This window comes from Streptomyces aurantiacus JA 4570 (assembly GCF_000414115.1).
Lineage (GTDB): Bacteria > Actinomycetota > Actinomycetes > Streptomycetales > Streptomycetaceae > Streptomyces > Streptomyces aurantiacus_A.
Window position 1 is genome coordinate 1 of record NZ_AOPZ01000215.1, and the last position, 20,935, is coordinate 20,935.

Here is a 20,935-nt window from a genome sequence, read left to right on the forward strand (position 1 = left end):
CTGCGGAGTCGGAGGCGTGGTCATCGGGCTGCATCCTCGTTGTCGGTGGCGCGCTTGGTCATCTCGGGGGCGGGCGAGGGGGCCCCGGCCGGGGGCTGCGGGGCCGCGGCGTACGGGTTCGCGTCGCCGGGGGCGGGCGCGGCGGGCGCGCCCTGCGGCATCGCGAAGGGCTGCCCGCCCTGCTGGGGCGGCGGCGGGGCGTACCAGCCCTGCTGGCCCTGGCCGGGCACGGGAAGCTGCGGCTGCGGCACGGCACCGGGCGGGAGCTGCTCCTGCAGACCGGCGCGCTGGTCGATCGTCGAGCGGTAGTCGACGGCGCCCTGCGTCATGCGCATGTACGCCTCTTCCAGCGACGCCTGGTGCGGCGAGAGCTCCCACAGGCGGACGTCCGCGCCGTGCGCGAGGTCGCTGATGCGGGGCAGCGGCAGGCCGGTGACGCGCAGCGCCCCGTCCTGCTCGGGCAGCACCTGGCCGCCGGCCTCGGTGAGCGCGGAGGTCAGCTTCTCGCGCTGCTGCGGGTCGGTGTCCGGCGTGCGCACCCGCGCGAAGTCGGCGGAGTTCGCCGAGATGAAGTCCCTGACGCTCATGTCGGCGAGCAGCTGGCCGCGGCCGATGACGATCAGGTGCTCGGCGGTCAGCGCCATCTCGCTCATCAGGTGCGAGGAGACGAAGACGGTACGTCCCTCCGCCGCGAGCGACTTCATCAGGTTGCGCACCCACAGGATGCCCTCGGGGTCGAGGCCGTTGACCGGCTCGTCGAAGAGCAGCACCTGGGGGTCGCCGAGCAGCGCCGCGGCGATGCCGAGTCGCTGGCCCATGCCCAGCGAGAAGCCCTTGGAGCGCTTCTTCGCCACCTCCTGGAGGCCGACGACGCCGAGCACCTCGTCCACGCGCCGGGCCGGGATGCCGGAGAGCTGCGCGAGGCAGAGCAGGTGGTTGCGGGCGTGCCGGCCGCCGTGCACCGCCTTGGCGTCGAGCAGGGCGCCGACCTGGCGGGGCGCGTTCGGCAGCTTCCGGTACGGGTAGCCGCCGATCGTCACCTGCCCCTGCGAGGGCGCGTCGAGCCCGAGGATCATCCGCATCGTCGTGGACTTGCCGGACCCGTTGGGGCCGAGGAAGCCGGTCACGGTGCCGGGCCGCACCTGGAAGGAAAGGTTGTACACGGCTGTCTTGGCGCCGTAGCGCTTCGTCAGGCCGACTGCCTCGATCATTCTCCGCACCCATCGAATGGTTCAGGACGTCGGGGCACACGCCCCCGTAAGGGTTAGGAGGATATCTGTGAACTGACGGTTCCAGCCAAGAGCAGGTAAAACCTCGCCCTTCGTCTAAGCATCCCGCTTCTTTAGTAGTACGTAGCCGCCGATGAGGGCCGCCGCCGTCCACGCCACCATGATGCCGAGGCCGCCCCACGGGCCGTACGGAGTGTCGTCGTCGAACGGCGTCTTGACCTGCATGATCCTGCTGCCGGCCTGGTCCGGCAGGAAGCGGCCGATCTTCTTCGTCGCCGAGACGTTGCCCAGGATGCTGGAGATCAGGAAGAAGAACGGCATCAGGATGCCGAGCGAGAGCATCGGGCTGCGCAGCATCGCGGCGACGCCCATCGAGAACATCGCGATGAGCGTCATGTAGAGCCCGCCGCCGATGACCGCCCGCAGCACGCCGGGGTCGCCGATCTGCGCCCGGTACTCGCCGAGCATCGCCTGGCCGAGGAAGAACGAGGCGAAGCTGGTGGCGAGGCCGACCACGAACGCGAGCACCGTGGCGACCGCGACCTTGCTGAACAGGAACGTGGCGCGCTGCGGGACGGCCGCGAGCGAGGTGCGGATCATGCCGGTGCTGTACTCGTTCGAGACCACCAGGACACCGAAGACGATCATCGCGAGCTGGCCCAGGGACATCCCGGCGAAGCTGATGAACGTCGGGTCGAAGGTGATCTTGTCCTCGCGGCTGAGGCTGTCGTAGTCGTTCTTCGACAGGATGCTGATGAGCGTCCCGAGGGCGATGGTGACGACGACGGCGAGGCCGAGCGTCCACACCGTCGAGGAGACCGAGCGGATCTTGGTCCACTCCGACTTCAGTACCTGCGTCGCGGCCATGGCTCAGTTCCCCTTCCGCGGCTGCTGCCAGCCGGAGCCCTGATGGTCCGCGTGCGCGTGGTACTCCACCGACTCCGCCGTGAGCTGCATGAACGCTTCCTCCAACGACGCCTGCTGCGGGCTGAGTTCATGCAGGACGAGCTGGTGCTGCGCGGCGAGCTCACCGAGCCGCTCCGGGCCGGTGCCGTCGACTTCGAGGGTGCCGCCCGCCGCCTCGACGGCGGTGATCCCGGACTGGTGCAGCACGTCGAGCAGCCGCTCCCGCTGCGGGGAGCGCAGCCGGACGTACGACCGCGAGTTCTGCCGGATGAAGTCCGCCATGGAGGTGTCCGCGAGGAGCCGGCCCTGGCCGATGACGACGAGGTGGTCGGCGGTGAGGGCCATCTCGCTCATCAGGTGCGAGGAGACGAAGACCGTACGCCCTTGTGCGGCAAGGGACTTCATCAGGTTCCGGATCCAGTGGATGCCCTCGGGGTCGAGTCCGTTGACGGGCTCGTCGAACATCAGGATCTCGGGGTCGCCGAGCAGCGCGCCCGCGATGCCCAGGCGCTGGCCCATGCCGAGCGAGAAGCCCTTCGCCTTCTTCCTGGCGACCGCCGTCAGACCCACGGTGTCGAGCACCTCGTGCACCCGCGCCCGCGGAATGCCGTTGGACTGCGCGAGACAGAGGAGGTGGTTGAAGGCGCTGCGGCCGCCGTGCATGGCCTTGGCGTCGAGGAGCGCGCCGATGTACTTCAGCGGATCCTTGAGCTGGGCGTAGTGCTTGCCGTCGATGCGCACGTCGCCCGCGGTCGGGTTGTCGAGCCCCAGCATCATCCGCATCGTCGTCGACTTGCCGGCGCCGTTCGGCCCGAGGAAGCCCGTGACGATGCCCGGGTGGACGGTGAAGGTGAGGTTGTTGACGGCGACCTTCTCGCCGTACCGCTTGGTCAGCCCCTCGAGCTCGATCATGCGCACACGCTAAGACGTGACGAAGCCCCCTGCCACTTGGCGTGACAGGGGGCTCCGTCGCGTTCACCCCGTGCTGATGTGCTCCGCGTCAGCGGCTCTGCTGTGCCGGGACCCCCCGCGAGATCGGCTCGTCCTCGGCGGGCGTGCCCGCGGCGGCGACGGCCGCGCCGGTGAGCGTCGCGAGCATCTCGCGGACGTTCGTGAGCTGGGCGTTGATCGAGTCGCGGCGGTTGGTGAGAGCCGCGAGCTCACGCTCGGATTCGCTGCGGATGCGGTCCGCCTTGGCGTTCGCGTCCGCGACGATGTCCTCGGCCTGGCGCTGTGCGGTCTCGACGGTCTGGCGGGCGCGGCGCTCGGCGTCCGTGCGCAGCTTCTCCGCCTCCAGGCGCAGCTGCTCCGCGCGGTGCTCGATCTCCGCGAGGCGCTTCTCGGCCTTGGCCTGACGGGACGCCAGGTCGCGCTCGGACTGCTCGCGGCGCTTGGCGAGGTTCGTCTCGAAGTCGGCGGCGGCCTGGGCGGCCTTGGCGCGGGTCTCCTCGAAGAGGGCGTCCGCCTCCTCGCGCTTGGACTGCGCGTCCTTCTGCGCCTCGGCGCGCAGCGCGTTCGCCTCGCCCTTGGCCTTCTCGACGATGCGGACGCCCTCGTCCTCGGCCTTGGACTTGCGCTCGGCGGCGAACGACTCGGCGTCGTTGCGCACCTGCTGGGCGGCGGACTCGGCGAGCTCACGGTGCTGCTCGGCCGCGCGCCGCGCCTCCTCGCGCAGGTCCTTCGCCTCCTCCTCGGCGAGGCGGAGGATCTTCTCGACGCGGGCCCCGAGCCCGGCGTACGACGGCTCGGCGTCGGCGACCTGGGCCTGGGCGTTCTGCGTCTCGAGGTGGAGCTCCTCGATGCGCTTTTCCAGAGCAGTGATTCGGGTGAGAGCGGAGTCTCGGTCGGAGACGAGCTTGGAGATACGTTCGTCCACCTGAGCGCGGTCGTACCCACGCCGCACAAGCTCGAAGCCGTAGGGGGAAGTGTCGCTCATGGGGTTCCTGTCGAATGAGACCGGGTGAGGTGATAGAGGGAATCCTAGGGGGCGTTGCGGCGTGTCATCGAGCGTATGCCCGTTTGATCTGGAGAATGACACCCCTTTTGAGTGGCTAACCGGCAGACTGCTTGCCAGCGACAGGGCCGAAGGTCCCTGCCCAGCACGGAACTGGCCCCCTGGCTAGCCTTCTGACGGCTTGCCACCCGAACGGGTCGCGCCGGCCGCTGCCCCCGCCTTGACGCCGCCGTCCTTGCCGCCGCTCTGCGGGGCCTCAAAGGATTCCAACGCCTCGAGCACGTCCTGGACACGGGAAATCTCCGCATTGATGTCCGCGCGACGCCGGACGAGGACCTCCAGCTCCCGCTTGCCCTCGTCCACCACGCGCTCGGCCTCGGCCTGTGCCTCGCTCCTGATCCGCTCGGCCTCACGCACCAGCTCGGCCTTCTTCGTCTCGGCCTCCTTGAGCAGGCCCTCGGCCTTCTTCACCGCGGAGATCCGCACCGAGCTGGCCTCCGAATCGGCCTCCGCGCGCAGCTCCTTGGCCTTCGCCTCGGCCTCGGCCAACTGCTCCTCGGCCGCCTTGACCAGCGCGTCGCAGCGCTCGCCCGCGGTCTTCATCGCCTCCGCCGACTCGCGCCGGGCCCGCTCGTGCAGCTCCTCGATCTCGGTGGTGATGCGCTCGCGGTGCTCCTCGGACCGCTCCCTTATCGCGGTGGCGTCCCGGCGCGCGCCGACGAGCAGTTCGTCCGCGTCCGTACGCGCCTTCTCCACCAGGGAGTTGCCTTCGACGGTGGCCTCCGCGACGAGGCGCTCGGCCTCCTTGCGGGCCGCGCCGACCATCGTGTCGGCCTGCGCCTCCGCGTCCGTCGTCGCCTTGAGCGCCTTCTCCTGGGCGTCCGCGGTGAGCTTCTCCGCCTCGGCCGCGGCCTCCGTGATGAGCTTGTCGACCTGCTCCGCGGCCTCCGTACGACGCTTGTTGGCCTCCTTGCGCGCCTCGTCGAGGGTGCGCTCCGCCTCCTCGCGCGCCTGCGCCCTGGTCCGCTCGGCCTCGGCGTCGGCCTCCTCCTTGACGCGCGCGGACTCCGTACGAATGCGCTCCGCGTGCTGCTGCGCCGAGCCGACGTTCTCCGCGGCCTCCGCGCGCAGCCGCTCGGCGTCGCCCGTCGCGTCCGAGATCAGCTTCTCGGCCTTCGCGACCGACTCGGCGCGCACCCGCTCCACCTCGGCGGCGGTGTCGGCCTTGAGCCGGTCGGTCTCGGTGATCGTCTCCGTGGTGAGCCGCTCGGCCTCGCTGCGGGCCTCGCCGATCAGGGTGTCGGCCTGGCCCGCCGCGTCGTTGCGGATGCGGTTGGCGTCCTCGCGGGCGTCGGCGCGGGTGCGCGCGGCGTCCTGCTCGGCCGTCGCGATGGTGTCCGACGCCTCCGTGCGCACCCGCTGGGCGTGCTCGGACGCGTCCGAACGCAGCCGCTCGGACTCCGCGATGGCCTCCGCGACCGTGCGCTCCGCGAGGGACTTGGCGGCCTCCGCCTCCTGCGTGGCCTCGCTGCGGGTGCGGCTCGCGTCCTCGCTCGCGCGCTCCCGCTCGGCGTACGCGTCGGCGCGGACGCGGTCCGCCTCGTCCTGCGCCTCCTGCCGGGTGCGCTCCGCGGCGTGCTCGGCCGCCGACCGCAGGCCCGCGATCTCCTCCTGCGCCTGTTCCTGCAGACCGGCCACCGAGTCCCGGACCGACTGGGCCTTCTGCTCGGCCGCCGAGACCATCTCCGTGGCCCGCGCCTCGGCCTCCTCGACCAGGCGGACCGCCTCGGCCTGCGCCTCCTCCACGCGCTTGCGCGCCGAGGCCAGCAGCTCCTCGCTCTGCTCGCGCGCCCGCTCCCGCTCCTGGTCGGCCTCGGTGCGCGCCGCGCCGAGGGTCTCCTCGGCCTCGCGGCGGCGGCGGGTGGCCTCCTCCTGCGCGGCCGACAGGGCCTCGGCGGCCTCCGTGGCGACCCGCTCGGCGGCCGCGGCGGCCTCCGCGCGCACCCGGTCCGCGGACTCCTGCGCCTCGGTCTTCAGCCGCTCCGCCTCGGCGGCGGCCTCCGAGCGCAGCCGCACCGCGACGGCCTCGCCCTCGGCGCGCGACTGGGAGGCGTCCGCGGCGGCCTCGGTGCGCAGCCGCTCGGCCTCCGTCTCCGCCTGCGACTGCAGCGTCCGGATCCGCTCGGCGGCCTCCGAGCGCAGCCGCTCCGTCTCCTCGGCGGCCTCCCGGCGCAGCCGCTCGGCCTCCTCGCGCGCGTCGGTCAGCGCCTGCTCGGCGGCCGCCAGGCGCTCCTCGGCCTCCGTGTGCAGCCGGGCCAGCTCGGCGTCGGCCTCGGCCTTGCGGGCCGCGACGGCACGCTCGGTCTCCTCGCGCAGCGCCTGCGCGGCGGCCTCGGCCTCGGACTTGACGGTCTCGGCCTGCTCGGTGGCCTCCGTGCGGTGCCGCTCGGCCTCCGCGCGGGTGCGCTCCAGGGTCTCCTCGGCCTGCTTGCGCAGCGACGTGGCCCGCTCTATGGCTTCCGTGCGGACCCGCTCGGCCTCGGTGGTCGCGGCCTGGCGGGCCTCCTCCGCGTCGGCCTTCGCCTTGCCGAGCAGCTCCTCGGCGGAGCGCGCCGCCTCCTCGATCTGCTGGACGGCCTCGCGCCGCGCCTCGCCACGGATCTTCTCGCCCTCGGCGACCGCGTCGGCCCGCAGCTGCTCGGCCTCGCCGCGCAGCCGGCGCGCCTCCTCCTGCAGCTCGACCGTCTTGGCGCGGTACTCCTTGGTGTCGTCCTTCGCCGCGCCCTTGAGCTGCTCGGCGATGTCGTGCGCCTCGCTGCGCAGCCGGTCTGCCTCGGCCTCCGCCTCGGCACGGACCCGCTCGGCCTCCTCGGCGGCGGCGCGCGTGGTCGCCTTCGCCTCCTCGGACGCCTTGTCCAGGACCTCCTCGGCGGTCCGCGCGGCCTTCGCGATCTCCGAGGCGGTCTCCTCGGCGGTGATCGAGCGGGCCTTCTCGGCGGCCTCCGCGATCAGCTTCTCGGCCTCGTCCCGGGCGTCCTGGAGCTTCTGCTCGGCCGCCTCCTTCGCCGCCTCGGCCTCCTTGGTGGCCTCGCCGACGAGCCGGGCCACCTGCTCCTTCGCCGTACGGGTGCGCTGCTCGCCCGCGGCCTCGGCGGACGCGAGCTGCTTGGCCGCGGCCTCCTTCGCCTCGGCGACCACCTTGTCGGCCTCCGCGCGCGCCTCACGCAGCGCGGTCTCGGCCTCCGCCATGCGCTGCTCGGCGCCGCGGCTCAGCTCGGCGGCCTGACGGCGGGCCTGGTCGGACTCGGTCGCGGTGGACGAGCGCAGCGCCTCGGCGTGGTCGGTGGCCTCCTGGGCCTGGGTGGAGGCGGCGTTCAGGAGCCGCTCGGCGTCGGTGCGGGCGCGGCGCAGGATCGCTTCCGCTTCGGCACGGGCGCTCTCGGCGTCGGCCGTCAGCCGCTGGCGGGCCTGCTCGGCGACGCGCTCGGCCTCGGCGCGGGCGGCGGCGAGGGCCTGGTCGGCCTCGGCGCGCGACTCCTCGAGGAGCCGGCGGGCCTGCTGCTCGGTGCGGGCGCGCAGTTGCTCGGCCCACGCCACGTTCTCGTTGACGTGCGACTCGACGGTCTGGCGGCGCTCGCTCAGCTCCTGGTCGAGCTGCTGGCGCCGGGACACGGCCTCGGCGTGCAACTCGGACTGCAGGCGGGCCTGCTGCTCGGCGTGCTCCTGGAGGATGCGCTGGGTCTGGGCGCGCGCCTCGCGCAGCTCCCGCTCGGCGTCGGCGCGCAACTGCTCGGCCTGGATCTGGGCGTTCCGCAGCAACTGCTCGGCCTGATAGCCGATGTCCGCGCTGTCGTAGGCAGGGCGGTTCGCGAGGTTGCGGCGCGCCTCGTGCAGCTTGGCGCGCAACACCTCGACCTGGTAGCCGAGGTCCTCGGCGTGCTGGACGGCCTTCTCCCGCTCGGTCTTCAGCCGGTCCATCTCGGCCTCGAACCGTGAGAGATGGTCGGCCTCAGCCGGTCGCCGGCTGTCCTGGCTCTCGTAGCCCCGCACTGCGCGGTCCCATCCTTCCCCAAGCTCTCGGCTTTCGCTCGAGCAGGGGAGACCCCACTCCGGTCTCATGTCCCTGACGTACGAGCCCCGCCCAGCCGACGAACGGGGCCCCCGGGGAATGGTGTCAGATCAACAGCGGAGCTCGGGCTGCTGCCCCGATGCTCGTCCCCCGAAACCCGGACCCCGGCAAGCGACCGCCCACGGTTCGGACGGCCGCCCCCAACCCTACCGGCCCGGATATGTGGGGGTCAGTGCTCCGGCTGTTCGGCGGGCGCGGAAGTGACGAGTTCGGTGAGGACTCCGTGACAGTCCTTGGGGTGCAGGAAGGTGATCCGGGACCCCATGGACCCGATGCGCGGCTCTTCGTACAGCACCCGCACGCCCTTGTCCTTGATGGCCGCGGCGTCGCCGTCGACGTCCGCCGTGCCGAAGGCGATGTGGTGCACGCCCTCCCCGTTCTTGGCCAGCCACTTGCCCACGGCGGAGTCCTCCCGCGTGGGCTCCAGGAGCTGGAGGTAGGAGGCGCCGCCGTCGGACGTCTCGTTGATCTTCAGCATGGCCTCACGCACGCCCTGCTCTTCGTTGACTTCGGTGTGGAACACCTCGAAGCCGTACGTAGCACGATAGAACTCGACGGTCTCGTCGAGATTTCGGCAGGCGATCCCAATGTGATCGATTCGCGTCAGCATGCCTCAAGTGCAGCGCGCCCGGCCGTGATTACGCAACGTGCGCGCGATCACACCGGCTGGCCGGTGACGGGCGCCGTACCGCTCAGTACATTCGAGTAAACCCTCGTTCACTCTCCTCAGCTCCCCAGCTGGAAGGGGCCGTGCCACATGTCTGGAACGACCGGAACCACCTCAGTGATCGTCGCGGGCGCGCGCACGCCCATGGGGCGTCTGCTCGGCTCGCTCAAGTCCTTCTCCGGCGCGGACCTCGGAGGTTTCGCCATCAAGGCCGCGCTGGACCGGGCCGGCATCGGCGGCGACCAGGTGCAGTACGTGATCATGGGTCAGGTGCTCCAGGCCGGGGCGGGGCAGATCCCGGCGCGCCAGGCGGCGGTCAAGGCCGGCATCCCCATGAGCGTCCCCGCGCTCACCGTCAACAAGGTGTGCCTCTCCGGCCTGGACGCGATCGCGCTCGCCGACCAGCTCATCCGCGCGGGCGAGTTCGACATCGTGGTCGCGGGCGGCCAGGAGTCCATGACCAACGCCCCGCACCTGCTCCCCAAGTCCCGCGAGGGCTACAAGTACGGTGCGATCGAGATGCTCGACGCGATGGCGCACGACGGCCTCACCGACCCCTTCGAGAACATCGCCATGGGCGAGTCCACGGAGAAGCACAACACCCGCCTCGGCATCGCCCGCCCCGAGCAGGACGAGATCGGCGCCCTCTCCCACCAGCGCGCCGCCGCCGCCCAGAAGAACGGCATCTTCGACGCCGAGATCACCCCCGTCGAGGTCCCGCAGCGCAAGGGCGAGCCGGTGCTCGTCTCCCGCGACGAGGGCATCCGCGCCGAGACGACCGCCGAGACCCTCGGCAAGCTGCGCCCGGCGTTCGCCAAGGACGGCACGATCACGGCCGGCACCGCCTCGCAGATCTCCGACGGCGCGGCCGCGGTGGTCGTGATGAGCAAGGCCAAGGCCGAGGAGCTCGGCCTCGCCTGGATCGCGGAGATCGGCGCGCACGGCAACGTCGCAGGACCCGACAACTCCCTCCAGTCGCAGCCGTCCAACGCGATCCAGCACGCCCTGAAGAAGGAGGGCATCGGCGTCGAGAAGCTCGACCTCATCGAGATCAACGAGGCGTTCGCCGCCGTCACCGTCCAGTCAATGAAGGACCTCGGGGTGTCCACGGAAAAGGTGAACGTCAACGGCGGAGCCATCGCCCTGGGTCACCCGATCGGCATGTCCGGCGCGCGCCTCGTACTGCACCTGGCCCTGGAGCTGAAGCGGCGCGGCGGCGGTGTCGGCGCGGCGGCGCTGTGCGGCGGCGGCGGTCAGGGTGACGCGCTCATCCTGAAGGTGGCGAAGGGCTGACGCCGGCCTCCTGGTGCCGCTGACGCTTGCTCGTATACGTACGGAACGGAGCCGCAATGCAGGACGTCCCCTCCCTGGTCGAGCAGGCCCGCGTGGGCAGGCCGCGGGCCGTGGCCCGGCTGATCTCCCTGGTCGAGGGGGCGTCGCCGCAGCTCCGTGAGGTGATGGCGGCGCTCGCTCCGCTGGCCGGGAACGCGTACGTCGTCGGGCTCACCGGATCGCCGGGCGTCGGCAAGTCCACGTCGACGTCGGCGCTGGTGAGCGCGTACCGGCGGGCCGGGAAGCGGGTCGGTGTGCTCGCCGTCGACCCCTCGTCGCCGTTCTCCGGCGGCGCGCTGCTCGGCGACCGCGTCCGGATGTCGGAGCACGCCTCCGACCCCGGCGTCTACATCCGCTCCATGGCGACCCGTGGGCATCTGGGCGGGCTCGCCTGGGCCGCGCCGCAGGCCATCCGCGTCCTCGACGCGGCCGGCTGCGACGTGATCATCGTGGAGACGGTGGGCGTCGGCCAGTCCGAGGTGGAGATCGCCTCGCAGGCCGACACGTCCGTGGTGCTGCTCGCGCCCGGGATGGGCGACGGCATCCAGGCGGCGAAGGCCGGAATCCTGGAGATCGGCGATGTGTACGTGGTCAACAAGGCCGACCGGGACGGGGCCGACGCGACCGCCCGCGAGCTGAACCACATGCTCGGCCTCGGGGAGTCCCGGTCCGCCGGGGACTGGCGGCCGCCCATCGTCAAGACCGTCGCGGCCCGGGGCGAGGGGACCGACGAGCTGGTCGAGGCGCTGGAGAAGCACCGGGCGTGGATGGAGGAGCGGGGGGTCCTCGCCTCGCGGCGGATCGCCCGCGCGGCGGGCGAGGTCGAGGCCATCGCGGTCACCGCGCTGCGCGAGCGGATCGCCGACCTGCACGGGGACGTGCGGCTCGGCGCTTTGGCGGAGCGGATCGTGGCGGGGGAGCTGGATCCTTACGCGGCGGCGGACTCGCTGGTGGAAGGGCTGACGTCGTCCTAGGTGACACCCGGGGCCGGGCGGATTCGCCGTTGACGTGAGGGCACCGTGGGCCTGGGCTGTGCCCACCCGTGCCGCCCCTGGCGGCCCAGCTGCCCACAGCGGGAGACGGCGGAGTGGCCGCCCACAGCGGGAAGTGGCGGCGGGGCTGGCCGCAGGGTGGGGGAGCCGGTTGCCCACTGACTGCCCACAGACGCCGAGCGGCCCCCGCCACCGAGGGTGGCGAGGGCTTGGCTGATGTTCACGTCTGGGGGTAGCCCGCCCACCCCCGCTGCACCTGTCGGTACGCAGTAAACGGGTGGACGGGTGGGAGAGCATCCGCCGCGAAGCGGCGGGGTCAGTCCTCCGAGCGGTCGACGGTGACCTTGCCGGAGTTCAGGTCAACGCTCCAGTGGGCCTCGGCGCCGGAGGCCGACGTGGTCTCGACGTCCCAGGAGCCCACCCGGGCAGCGTCATCGTCGACGTCCACGGAGGTCACCGCACCCTTGCCGGAGGCAGCCTTCGCCGCCTCACCGGCGGACACCGACGCACCCTTGACGGCCGACGCGACCCGCGCGTCCTCCGCGGCGTCGTCAGCGTCGTCGTCGCGCTCGACGTGCGAGCCGAGCACCTTGCCCGTACCCGGGTCGATCTCGACGCTGTGCCAGGTGCGCCCGTCCTTGCCCACGACGTCGACGTCCCAGATCAGGCCGCCGTTCTCGTCGTCGAGGTCCGCGGAGACCGCGGTCCCGGGTGTGGACTTCAGCGCGGCGGCGATCGCCTCGGCGGCGCCCACCTTGGCGCCCTTCACCTCGGCGGCGTTCTCCGCCTTGTCGCCCTGGGCCTCGCGGGCGTCCTCGCGGGCGTCGTCCCGGTCGTCGCGGGCGTCGTCCTTGCCGTCGTCGTCCGTGTCGTCCGCGCCGTCGTGGTCGTCGCGGTCGTCGTAGCGGTCACCGCGGTCGTCGTCGTTCTTCAGCTGCACGCTGGACTTGCCGGCGGCGGACGGCTCGTCGTCGCCGCCCAGCGCGAAGGCCGTCGCCGTTCCGCCCGAGACGAGCGCCGCGGCGGCGATGGTGGCGATGACGATGTTGCGCTTCATGAGGGTTCCTCCCGAGTGGTTGGCCCCGTCGTGGGGCCGTCCGTTCCGACGAGAACCAATCTGGCCGAGCGATCCTGAAGCCCCCCTGAAGGACCCTGAAGAACTCTTCAGGTTCCCTCGGGCATCCTGGGCGCATGCGCCTGTTGATCGTGGAAGACGAGAAGCGACTGGCCCTGTCCCTGGCCAAGGGCCTGATGGCCGAGGGCTACGCCGTCGACGTCGTCCACGACGGCGTGGACGGTCTGCACCGCGCCACCGAGGGCACGTACGACCTGGTCATCCTGGACATCATGCTCCCGGGCATGAACGGCTACCGCGTCTGCTCGACGCTGCGCGCCGCCGGCCACGACGTACCGATCCTGATGCTCACCGCCAAGGACGGCGAGTACGACGAGGCCGAGGGCCTGGACACCGGCGCCGACGACTACCTCACCAAGCCCTTCTCGTACGTCGTCCTCGTCGCCCGCGTGAAGGCCCTGCTGCGCCGCCGCGCCGCGTCCCCGTCGCCCGTCCACAGGCTGGGCGACCTGAAGATCGACACCGCCGCCCGCCGCGTCTTCCGGGACCCGGACGGCGAGGGCGGCACCGAGATCACCCTCACCGCGAAGGAGTTCGCGGTCCTGGAGCAGCTGGTCCTGCGGGCGGGCCAGGTGGTGTCCAAGGGCGACATCCTGGACCACGTCTGGGACTTCGCGTACGAGGGCGATCCCAACATCGTCGAGGTGTACGTGAGCGCCCTGCGCCGCAAGCTCGGCGCCGCGCTCATCAAGACGGTCCGCGGCGCCGGCTACCGCCTGGAGGCCCCCCGATGAGAAGGCTGTTCGGGTCCGTGCGCGCCCGCGCCACCGTGGGCGCGACCCTCGTCGTGGCGCTCGCCCTGGTCGCCGCGGGCGCGGCCGTGCTGCTCTCGCTGCGCTCCAGCCTGGTCGACCAGGCCGACACCCAGGCCGAGTCGGCCGCCCGCAAGGTGGCGGCGCAGCTCGCCGCCGACGTCTCGTACGCCGATCTGGACCTCCCCGACGGCGAGGACAACCCCGTCCAGGTCGTGAACGAGAAGGGCCGCCTTGTCGCGGCCAGCGACGACCTGGAGCGGGTGACGGGCACCGGAGTCGGCGACGTACGCCCCGATCCGGGCCCGCGGGCCCCCGCGCCCAGCGCGAAGCCGACCGGGAAGCCCACGGGCAGCCCGACGGAGAAGCCCGCCCCCACGGACACGGGCGACGACGCCGACGACAGCGACGACAAGGACGACGAGAGCGAGAAGAGCGACCAGCAGGAGGCCGCCGAGGACCGGAAGGAAGCCGCCGAGGACGCGGCGGAGGACGCGGCCGGAGACGGCGATTCCTCTCTCGAACCCGGCGACATCTCCGACAAGACCCGCAGCAGCGAGGGCTCGGCGCGGGTCGACGGCGAGACCCAGGACTACCGCTTCGCCGCGGTGCGCGTGGACACCGGGTCGAAGGGTGAGCTGACCGTCCACGCGGGCGCCCCGCTGACCGCCGAACAGAGCGCCGTCACCACGGCGTTGACCGCGATGCTGATCGGCTTCCCGGTGCTGCTCGCCGTGATCGCGGGCGTCACCTGGCTGGTGACGCGCCGCGCCCTGGGACCCGTCGACGCGATCCGCGCCGAGATGGCCGCGATCACCGCCTCGGAGGATCTGGCCCGCCGGGTGCCCGAGCCGGACACGCACGACGAGATCGCGCGCCTGGCCCGGACCACGAACGAGACCCTCGCTGCCCTGCAGACGTCCGTGGAGCGCCAGCGACGGTTCGTCGCCGACGCCTCGCACGAACTGCGCAGCCCCATCGCTTCCCTGCGCACCCAGCTCGAAGTGGGCGCCGCCCACCCGGAGTTGCTGGACGTGCCCGGCGCCGTCCAGGACACCGTGCGCCTCCAGGAGCTGGCCGCCGACCTGCTGCTGCTCGCCCGCCTGGACGCCGGGGAGAAGCCGGGCCGGGGACGCGTGGATCTCGCGGCCCTGGCCCGTGAGGAGCTGTCGCAGCGCACCGGGGACCGGGTGGCCGTCACGACGGATCTGGAGAGCGTGGAAGTGGCCGGTTCTCGCGGTCAGTTGGCGCGGGTGCTCGGCAATCTGGTGACCAACGCGCAGCGGCACACCCGGTCCCGGGTCACGGTCACCACCCGTACCGACGGGGCGTGGGCGGTCCTTGAGGTGGCCGACGACGGCGACGGGGTGCCGCCCGAGGAGCGGGAGCGGATCTTCGAGCGGTTCGTGCGGCTCGACGACGCGCGCAGCCGCGACGAGGGAGGCGCGGGCCTCGGCCTCGCCATCGCCCGCGACGTGGCTACGCGCCACGACGGAACGCTGACGGTGGACGAGTCCCCGGACGGCGGCGCCCAGTTCACCCTGCGCCTGCCGCGAGCGACGGACGACACGAGGGCGCCCTGAGGGAAGCGCGCCCCAAAGGGGCGCGGGGCTCTGACATGTGCGGCTCCGCCGCGTGGGCGCGCCCAGCCCCCGACGGCCCGCAGGGAAGACACGGACCTGCTGGACGGCCACCCCCCAAGGGGCGCCGGGGCCCCGGGGTCCCCCAACCCCGGACCGGACCCGGCTACGGCACAGCGCCCAGCGTCACTTACCGCGCAACCCGCGCAGGTGCTCCGCGATCGGCGTGAGCGCCTTGTGCAGGTCGCTGAGCGCCTCCGGTGAGATCAGGTCGACGAAGTGCTGCCGCACGGACGCCACGTGGTGCGGCGCGACGCGCTTCATCGTCTCCATGCCCTCGTCGGTCAGTACGGTGAACAGTCCGCGCCGGTCGGACTCGCAGTTCTCCCGGCGGACCAGGCCCGCGTTCTCCATGCGGGTGATCTGGTGGGAGAGCCGGCTCTTGGACTGCAGGGTCGCGGCCGCGAGGTCGCTCATGCGCATCCGGTGGTCGTCGGACTCTGAGAGATGCACGAGGATGTCGTAGTCGTTCATGGTGAGATTGAACGGTTGGAGATCCTTCTCGAGCTGATACGTCAGCATCCTGTTGACCTCTACGTGGGTACGCCAGGCGCACTGTTCCTCGTCGGTCAGCCACTGCGGGGCCGTCTCGGTCTCCATGGAATCGATTCTACCTAAGAAGTTGAATGGTGAACGAGTGTCGGGGTGTGACGCACCTCGCACCCCTCGGATTTCGAGGGGTACAGGCGTTCGCCGTCACACTCCGCAGACTACCGCTCACAGGCCGAAGCGACGCTGGAGGTCCCCTAGTTGTCCGGGAAGGCGCGGTCCCTGCGGCTGCTGTCCACGTTGGCCATGTTGCCCCCGCTGCCCCGATGAGCCCTGAGCCCCCTGACCGCCGTGTCCGCCCGGCACTCCGTCCTGGTGCGGCACCGCGCCCGTCGCCGTCTCCGCCATCAGGGCCTCCGAGGACTGCAGCAGCACCGTGCCCGCGCCCACGAACTCGAACTGGTGCTCCTCGCCGGAGGTGCCGCCGATCCCGGTGAGGGCGCGGAGGCCGCCGATCACTCCGGTCATGTACTGGTGGTCGTAGTGATGGCAGGGCGAGGGGCAGTCCGCCCAGCCGACCAGGGCCTGCGGGTCCACCCGGATCGGCGGCTCCATGAAGACCACCGGACCGCTCGACACCGCCACGAACTTGCCGGTCCCGATCAGGGTGAGAAAACCCGGCACGATGGACTGCTTCAGCGCGAGAGTTGGCTGAAAAGCGAGGAGATTGCCCGCGCGGATGGTGAGGTTGCCGTTCTCGAGGTCGTACGAGTTCACGTCGAAGGCGCGGTCGGCGAGGAGCATCTTGCCCTGGCCCTCGGCCACCACCCAGTCGCTCGCGTGCAGCGGGGAGTGGAAGGACGTGCGCACGAGGCGGTCGAGGCGGCCGTGCCCGATGCCGTTGAAGTCGATGCGCCCGTAGTAGGCGATCATCTTGCCCTTCTGCAGGAACCACTGGCCGCCGGTCAGCTCCACGCAGAAGGTGTACGCGTTGACGTTGTCGTCGCTCGGGAGCGTCATCGGGTCGAAGATCACGGGCGTGCTCACAGCTTCTCCTCCGATGCCTGGACGTACACCACGCCGTGGCCGCTGAACTCGAGCTGGAACGCCTCGCCCGAGCCGCGGCCCACCATGTCGCGCCAGCCGAGCGCCGTGGACAGCTTGTTGCGCACGTCCCCGTGGTGCGCCACGTACGACTGGGGGTCGACGTGCACCGGGCGCTGGGGGGTGATGGGCAGCTCGACGACTCCGCCGTGCGCCATCACGGCGACCGCGCCATGGCCCTTGAGCGTCGTCGTGAACAGGCCCTGGCCCGAGACCTGGCCGCGCACCATGCCCATCACGCCGCCCTGCGAGCCGAGGAACATCGTGCCCTGCTGGAGGGTGCCGTCGAAGGCGAGCAGGCGGTCCGCCTCCACATGCATCGTGTCGCCGGCCAGGCTGATCACATGGACGTGGTGGCCGCCGTGCCCGAACATGACCGTGCCGTCGCCCTCCACGGTCATCAGCGGGACCTGTTCGTTGGCGAGCCGACGCCCGATCATGGACATCAGGCCGCCCTGGCCACCGCTGATGTTGGGGGTGAAGGAGACGTCCCCCTTATAGGCGATCATGGCGCCGCGCTGGCTGAACATCTTGACGCCCGGCTGCACGGTCGCCTCGACCATCTTCGCGTTGACCTCACGGAACGGCATGTCACACGTCTCCCGCGATCGTGTTGCGCTCACTGGCCTGGACATAGACGAGGCCCTCGCCCTCGAAGCGGATCTGGAAGGCTTCGCCGCCGCCCTCGCCGATGAGCGTGCGGAAGGTGACGCCGGACTGGAAGCTCTGCTTGAGGTCGCCCTGGTGCGCGACATACGCCCCCGGGTCGACGTGGAGCGGATACTGCTTCGTCACGCGCAGGAGCACCGCCGGGCCGTCCGATATCAGCGCCGCCTGGCCCGTGCCCTCGACCGTGGTGGTGAAGATGCCGTTGCCCTGGGTCGCGCCGCGCAGGCCCGTGAACGACGTGCCCGTGCGCAGGCTCGCCTCCGTGCACAGGAGGTTGTCGGCCTCCACATGGAGCTTCTCGCCCCGCAGGGCCACCAGGCTGATCTCCGTCGCCCGGTCGGCGAACCAGCAGGTGCCGTGCCCCTTCACCTCCATCACCGTCATCTGCTCGTTGGTGAGTCGGCGTGTGACCATGCCGCGGATGCCTTCTCCGCCGCCGGTCAGCTTCTTGAAGTTCATCGTGCCGTCGTAGGCGACCATGGAGCCGTTCTTCGCCTTGACCGCGTCGCCCGTCATGTCGACGGCGAGCATTCTGCTGCCCTGCAATCGGAACGTAGCCACGAGAGCGAAGGTAGCCGCAGCGCGGTGGCGGAGGACAGGCCACCGGACCCTGAGCGAACCCCGGAAACTCCCTGATGTCACAATGGGGGACGCTTGTGCATCCGTTCACAAGATCGACGTCGATCCCGCCCCCGAAGGTGACCCGTGGACATCAAAACCGCTTCCGCACTCCGCCGCCTCCGTCTGGTCTCGGTGCCCGAGGCCGTGTCCTTCCTGCTGCTCATCGTCTGCTCGGTGCTGAAGCGGACCACGGACTTCAACGCCGTGCCGGTGATGGGCATGATCCACGGTCTGCTCTTCGTCCTGTACGTCCTGTTCTGGCTCGACGCCTGGAACCGCACCAAGTGGGACGCGAAGACCGGCATCCTCTACTTCGTGCTCTCCGTGCTGCCCACCGGCGGCTTCTTCGCCGACCGCAAGCTGAAGCGCGAGACCGAGGCCGCCCTGATCGCCTCCCGCGCCCGCCGCGAGGGAGTCGTGAACGCGTGATCGTCGCCTTCTCCGTGACGCCGCTCGGTGTCGGTGAGGACGTGGGGGAGTACGTCGCCGACGCCGTCCGGGTCGTGCGCGAGTCGGGCCTGCCCAACCGGACCGACGCCATGTTCACCTCCGTCGAGGGCGAGTGGGACGAGGTGATGGACGTCGTCAAGCGCGCCGTCGCCGCCGTCGAGGCGCGGGCGCCGCGCGTCTCCGTCGTCCTCAAGGCCGACATCCGTCCGGGCGTGACGGACGGGATGACGTCCAAGATCGAGACCGTGGAGCGGCACCTGTCCCAGGGCTGACGCCGCCCGCCCCGAGCCCCCGCCGACCAGCCTCCGCCGAGGTGTCGGCGGGGGCTTTTTGGTGCCCTGGGGCGCGCCCCCCGGGGGGCGGGGGATGGGGGTTGAGCGAGTGCTCAAACTCCTGCTACGTTTCGATCATCACGTAGTTGAGCAGTCGCTCAAAAACTTGCTGACGTGGGGGTTTCCTGGTGAGCCTGTACATCGAGGCGCTGATTCGCGCCGACATCGACGACCTTTGGGCGCGCACCCAGGAGCCCGGGCTCCACCAGCGCTGGGACCTGCGCTTCACGGAGATCGACTACCTGCCGGCCGTCCCCGGGGAACCGCAGAGTTTCCGGTACGCGACGCGTGTCCTGCCCTTCCTGGCCATCGCCGGGACCGGGGTCAGCGCGGGCGAGAAGCGCCGCCCCGACGGCACCCGGACCTCGGCGCTCCGGTTCGCCTCGCCGCACCCGCTCTCGCTGCTCGCCGAGGGCAGCGGCTACTGGCGCTACGTACCGACGGGCGACGGCATCCGCTTCCTCACCGGGTACGACTACCGGCCGCGCTGGGGGCGCTTCGGGGCGCTCGCCGACCGGGCCGTGCTGCGGCCGCTGATGGGCTGGGCGACGGCGTGGTCCTTCGACCGGCTGCGGCTGTGGCTGGAGCGCGGCATCACCCCCGAGCGCGGGCTCGTCCACGGCGTCGGCGAGGCCGTGGCGCGTGCCCTGTGCGTCGCCGCCGCGTGGGCGCTCGCCGGGCCGGTGGCCGCCCTCGTCGTCGCCGTGCTCGCACTCGTACTGCCGCCGCTTCCGACGACTCCGGCGGCGCGGCGCTGTCTGCGTACGCCCCCGGAGCGGGCGCGCGCGCCGCGCCTCCTGGACGCCCTGACCGCCCCCGAGAGCCCTGCCGCCCACCCGGCCGCCCCCAAGGAGCAGCACGCATGATCACGCCCGCGCCGGTGCCCGCGCCCTCGACCTCGATCTTCCGCACCGTCCTCGGCGCCGACTTCGAGCGGCTGCACCCGGCGCTCCAACGGCGCTTCTCCGTAGGGCTCGACAGCGGCGAGGCGTGCTTCGGGCGGGGCGTGATGGACCGGATCTGGCACGGGCGCAGCTTCGTGAAGCCGTTCCTCGCCGTCGGCGCGACGCGCAACATCCTCGTCCCGCGCGCGGGCCGGCACGTTCCCTTCACCATCGAGAACGTGCCGTACGCCGACTCGTTCGGCCGTGAGACCGTGACCTTCGTGCGTACCTTCCACCTGCCCGGCCGGGCCCGGCGCTTCGACGCCCAGATGGTCCTCGGCCCCCGGGGCGACCGCGTGCTCGACTACCTGGGCACCCATCAGCACCTCGCGAGCGACCTGCACTTCTCCGCGTGGCCCGACGGGTCGCTGGTCATCCGCTCCGGAGCGCACCGGTTCCGGGAGGGCCCCGTGGACGTGCGGGTGCCGGACGTCATCGGCGGCGACGCCGAGGTGCGCGAGTCGTACGACGACCGCGCGGGGCGCTTCCGCATCCAAGTGCGGGTCACGAACCGGTACTTCGGGCCGCTCTTCGGGTACGAGGGGTCGTTCACGGCGACCTACCGCGACGTGCGGGAGTGCGGGGTGCGGGACGGGCTGCGGCCCGTGCGCGAGGAGGTGCGCGCGTGAGTCCGCAGGCGCGGGCGCGCGCCGCGACGCGCGAGAAGCTGCTCGACGGGGCCATCCGTACGCTCACCGGGCAGGGGATCGCCAAGACGTCGGCGCGGACCGTGGCGGCGGCCGCCGGGGTGAACCAGGCGCTCGTCTTCTACCACTTCGGGTCGGTCGACGAACTCCTCTCCGAGGCATGCCGGTACGCGACCGAGCAGCGCGTCGACCGCTACCGGGAGCGGCTCGGCTCGATCTCCTCGCTCGGTGAACTGCTCGCCTTCGGGCGGGAGATGCACGAGGAGGAGCGCGAGGCCGGGCATGTCGCGGTGCTCGCCCAGCTGCTCGCGGGCGCGCAGACGCAGCCGCGGCTCGCCGCCGCGACGGCCGCGGGGCTCTCCCTGTGGGTCGCCGAGGTCGAGAAGGTCCTGGTGCGGGTGCTCGCCGCGTCGCCCCTCGGTGAGTTCGCCGACCCGGTCGGGCTCGCTCGGGCCGTCGCCGCTTCCTTCGTGGGGATCGAGCTGTACGAAGGGGTGGACCGGGACGGGGCGGGGCGGGCGTTGGACGCCCTGGAGCAGCTGGGCGCGGTGGCCGCGGCCCTCGACGAGCTGGGCCCCGTCGCCCAGCGCGCGGTCCGCCACCGCCTGCGGCGCGCTGCGCGCGGCTGAGCTTTCCGGGCGGGGGCGCCGCCGCGGTTGACGGTGGCCGTCGGCCTGGGCTGCTCTTAGGGTCGGGAGCCGCCCCTGGCGGCCCAGCTGCCCACCCCACAGCGGGAGCAGCAGGAGCGGGGGAGTCCGCTGGCCGCAGACGCCGGACGGTGATCGCCCCCGCGGGGCACCAAGTCGCCGGGGGCCTTCGGCCGGCGGAACCGCGGACGCGCTCGCCGGGCCGGTTGTGCCAGTCACGGGTGGGCGGGTGGGAGAAATCCGCCGCGGAGCGGCGGTGAAGAACGACCCCCCGGTGGGGGCGGGCGACCGCGCCC

20 protein-coding genes are annotated in these 20,935 nt (G+C 71.9%); 9 read left to right on the top strand and 11 right to left on the bottom strand.

Annotated features, from left to right (window positions below; genetic code table 11):
• Positions 1–20: 20 nt before the first annotated feature.
• The 6 genes from STRAU_RS20765 to mce form a co-directional block, all read right to left on the bottom strand.
• Positions 21–1,211: an ABC transporter ATP-binding protein gene (locus tag STRAU_RS20765; protein ID WP_016642335.1), complete on the bottom strand. Its 1,191-nt coding sequence runs from the start codon at positions 1,209–1,211 to the stop codon at positions 21–23.
• Positions 1,212–1,325: 114 nt separating this feature from the next.
• Positions 1,326–2,096: an ABC transporter permease gene (locus STRAU_RS20770; RefSeq protein WP_016642336.1), complete on the bottom strand. Its 771-nt coding sequence runs from the start codon at positions 2,094–2,096 to the stop codon at positions 1,326–1,328.
• A 3-nt stretch (positions 2,097–2,099) separates the two neighbouring features.
• Positions 2,100–3,047, bottom strand: coding sequence for an ABC transporter ATP-binding protein (locus STRAU_RS20775; RefSeq protein ID WP_037660832.1), 948 nt, complete (start codon positions 3,045–3,047; stop codon positions 2,100–2,102).
• An 88-nt stretch (positions 3,048–3,135) separates the two neighbouring features.
• Positions 3,136–4,071, bottom strand: coding sequence for a coiled-coil domain-containing protein (locus tag STRAU_RS20780; RefSeq protein WP_016642338.1), 936 nt, complete (start codon positions 4,069–4,071; stop codon positions 3,136–3,138).
• A 183-nt stretch (positions 4,072–4,254) separates the two neighbouring features.
• Entirely contained in the window at positions 4,255–8,139 is a 3,885-nt protein-coding gene (scy, locus tag STRAU_RS20785; protein ID WP_016642339.1) for a polarized growth protein Scy, read from the bottom strand.
• Positions 8,140–8,387: 248 nt separating this feature from the next.
• Entirely contained in the window at positions 8,388–8,828 is a 441-nt protein-coding gene (gene mce, locus STRAU_RS20790; RefSeq protein WP_016642340.1) for a methylmalonyl-CoA epimerase, read from the bottom strand.
• Between the two features lie 147 nt (positions 8,829–8,975).
• Between mce and STRAU_RS20795 the strand changes: the two genes are divergently transcribed.
• Complete coding sequence (locus STRAU_RS20795) at positions 8,976–10,178, top strand: acetyl-CoA C-acetyltransferase (protein ID WP_016642341.1); 1,203 nt, start codon at positions 8,976–8,978, stop codon at positions 10,176–10,178.
• Between the two features lie 56 nt (positions 10,179–10,234).
• Positions 10,235–11,191, top strand: a complete 957-nt coding sequence (meaB, locus tag STRAU_RS20800) for a methylmalonyl Co-A mutase-associated GTPase MeaB (RefSeq protein WP_016642342.1) — start codon at positions 10,235–10,237, stop codon at positions 11,189–11,191.
• Between the two features lie 334 nt (positions 11,192–11,525).
• Here the strand turns inward: meaB and STRAU_RS20805 are convergent, their stop codons facing one another.
• Positions 11,526–12,266 (bottom strand): PepSY domain-containing protein, encoded by a 741-nt coding sequence (locus tag STRAU_RS20805; RefSeq protein WP_016642343.1) that lies wholly within the window; start codon positions 12,264–12,266, stop codon positions 11,526–11,528.
• Positions 12,267–12,400: 134 nt separating this feature from the next.
• Between STRAU_RS20805 and STRAU_RS20810 the strand changes: the two genes are divergently transcribed.
• Both STRAU_RS20810 and STRAU_RS20815 read left to right on the top strand, forming a co-directional pair.
• A complete protein-coding gene (locus STRAU_RS20810) occupies positions 12,401–13,078 on the top strand; it encodes a response regulator transcription factor (RefSeq protein ID WP_016642344.1) in 678 nt (225 codons plus the stop codon).
• Positions 13,075–14,679 carry a sensor histidine kinase gene (locus STRAU_RS20815; protein ID WP_016642345.1) on the top strand — a complete coding sequence of 535 codons (1,605 nt, stop codon included), beginning with the start codon at positions 13,075–13,077 and terminating at the stop codon, positions 14,677–14,679. The genes STRAU_RS20810 and STRAU_RS20815 overlap by 4 nt, the downstream gene beginning before the upstream one ends.
• Before the next feature lie 183 nt (positions 14,680–14,862).
• Here STRAU_RS20815 and STRAU_RS20820 read toward each other — a convergent pair whose 3' ends face one another.
• The 4 genes from STRAU_RS20820 to STRAU_RS20835 all read right to left on the bottom strand — a co-directional run bounded on the left by STRAU_RS20820 (position 14,863) and on the right by STRAU_RS20835 (position 17,559).
• Entirely contained in the window at positions 14,863–15,336 is a 474-nt protein-coding gene (locus STRAU_RS20820; RefSeq protein ID WP_016642346.1) for a MarR family winged helix-turn-helix transcriptional regulator, read from the bottom strand.
• Between the two features lie 117 nt (positions 15,337–15,453).
• Positions 15,454–16,272, bottom strand: coding sequence for an AIM24 family protein (locus tag STRAU_RS20825; RefSeq protein WP_037660834.1), 819 nt, complete (start codon positions 16,270–16,272; stop codon positions 15,454–15,456).
• Positions 16,269–16,919, bottom strand: coding sequence for an AIM24 family protein (locus STRAU_RS20830; protein WP_016642348.1), 651 nt, complete (start codon positions 16,917–16,919; stop codon positions 16,269–16,271). Before STRAU_RS20830 ends, STRAU_RS20825 begins: the two co-directional genes overlap by 4 nt.
• 1 nt (position 16,920) lies before the next feature.
• The gene (locus STRAU_RS20835) at positions 16,921–17,559 is read right to left on the bottom strand and encodes an AIM24 family protein (protein ID WP_063890369.1); all 639 of its coding nucleotides are present in this window, start codon (positions 17,557–17,559) and stop codon (positions 16,921–16,923) included.
• Positions 17,560–17,703: 144 nt separating this feature from the next.
• Between STRAU_RS20835 and STRAU_RS20840 the strand changes: the two genes are divergently transcribed.
• From STRAU_RS20840 to STRAU_RS20860, 5 genes are all read left to right on the top strand, one after another.
• A complete protein-coding gene (locus STRAU_RS20840) occupies positions 17,704–18,048 on the top strand; it encodes a DUF3817 domain-containing protein (protein ID WP_016642350.1) in 345 nt (114 codons plus the stop codon).
• Complete coding sequence (locus STRAU_RS20845) at positions 18,045–18,341, top strand: MTH1187 family thiamine-binding protein (protein WP_016642351.1); 297 nt, start codon at positions 18,045–18,047, stop codon at positions 18,339–18,341. Before STRAU_RS20840 ends, STRAU_RS20845 begins: the two co-directional genes overlap by 4 nt.
• Positions 18,342–18,529: 188 nt before the next feature.
• A complete protein-coding gene (locus STRAU_RS20850) occupies positions 18,530–19,267 on the top strand; it encodes a hypothetical protein (protein WP_016642352.1) in 738 nt (245 codons plus the stop codon).
• A complete protein-coding gene (locus STRAU_RS20855; protein ID WP_016642353.1) occupies positions 19,264–19,974 on the top strand; it encodes a DUF4166 domain-containing protein in 711 nt (236 codons plus the stop codon). The genes STRAU_RS20850 and STRAU_RS20855 overlap by 4 nt, the downstream gene beginning before the upstream one ends.
• On the top strand, positions 19,971–20,621 hold the full coding sequence (locus STRAU_RS20860; protein WP_016642354.1) for a TetR/AcrR family transcriptional regulator: 651 nt from the start codon (positions 19,971–19,973) through the stop codon (positions 20,619–20,621). Before STRAU_RS20855 ends, STRAU_RS20860 begins: the two co-directional genes overlap by 4 nt.
• The last annotated feature ends 314 nt before the right edge of the window (positions 20,622–20,935 follow it).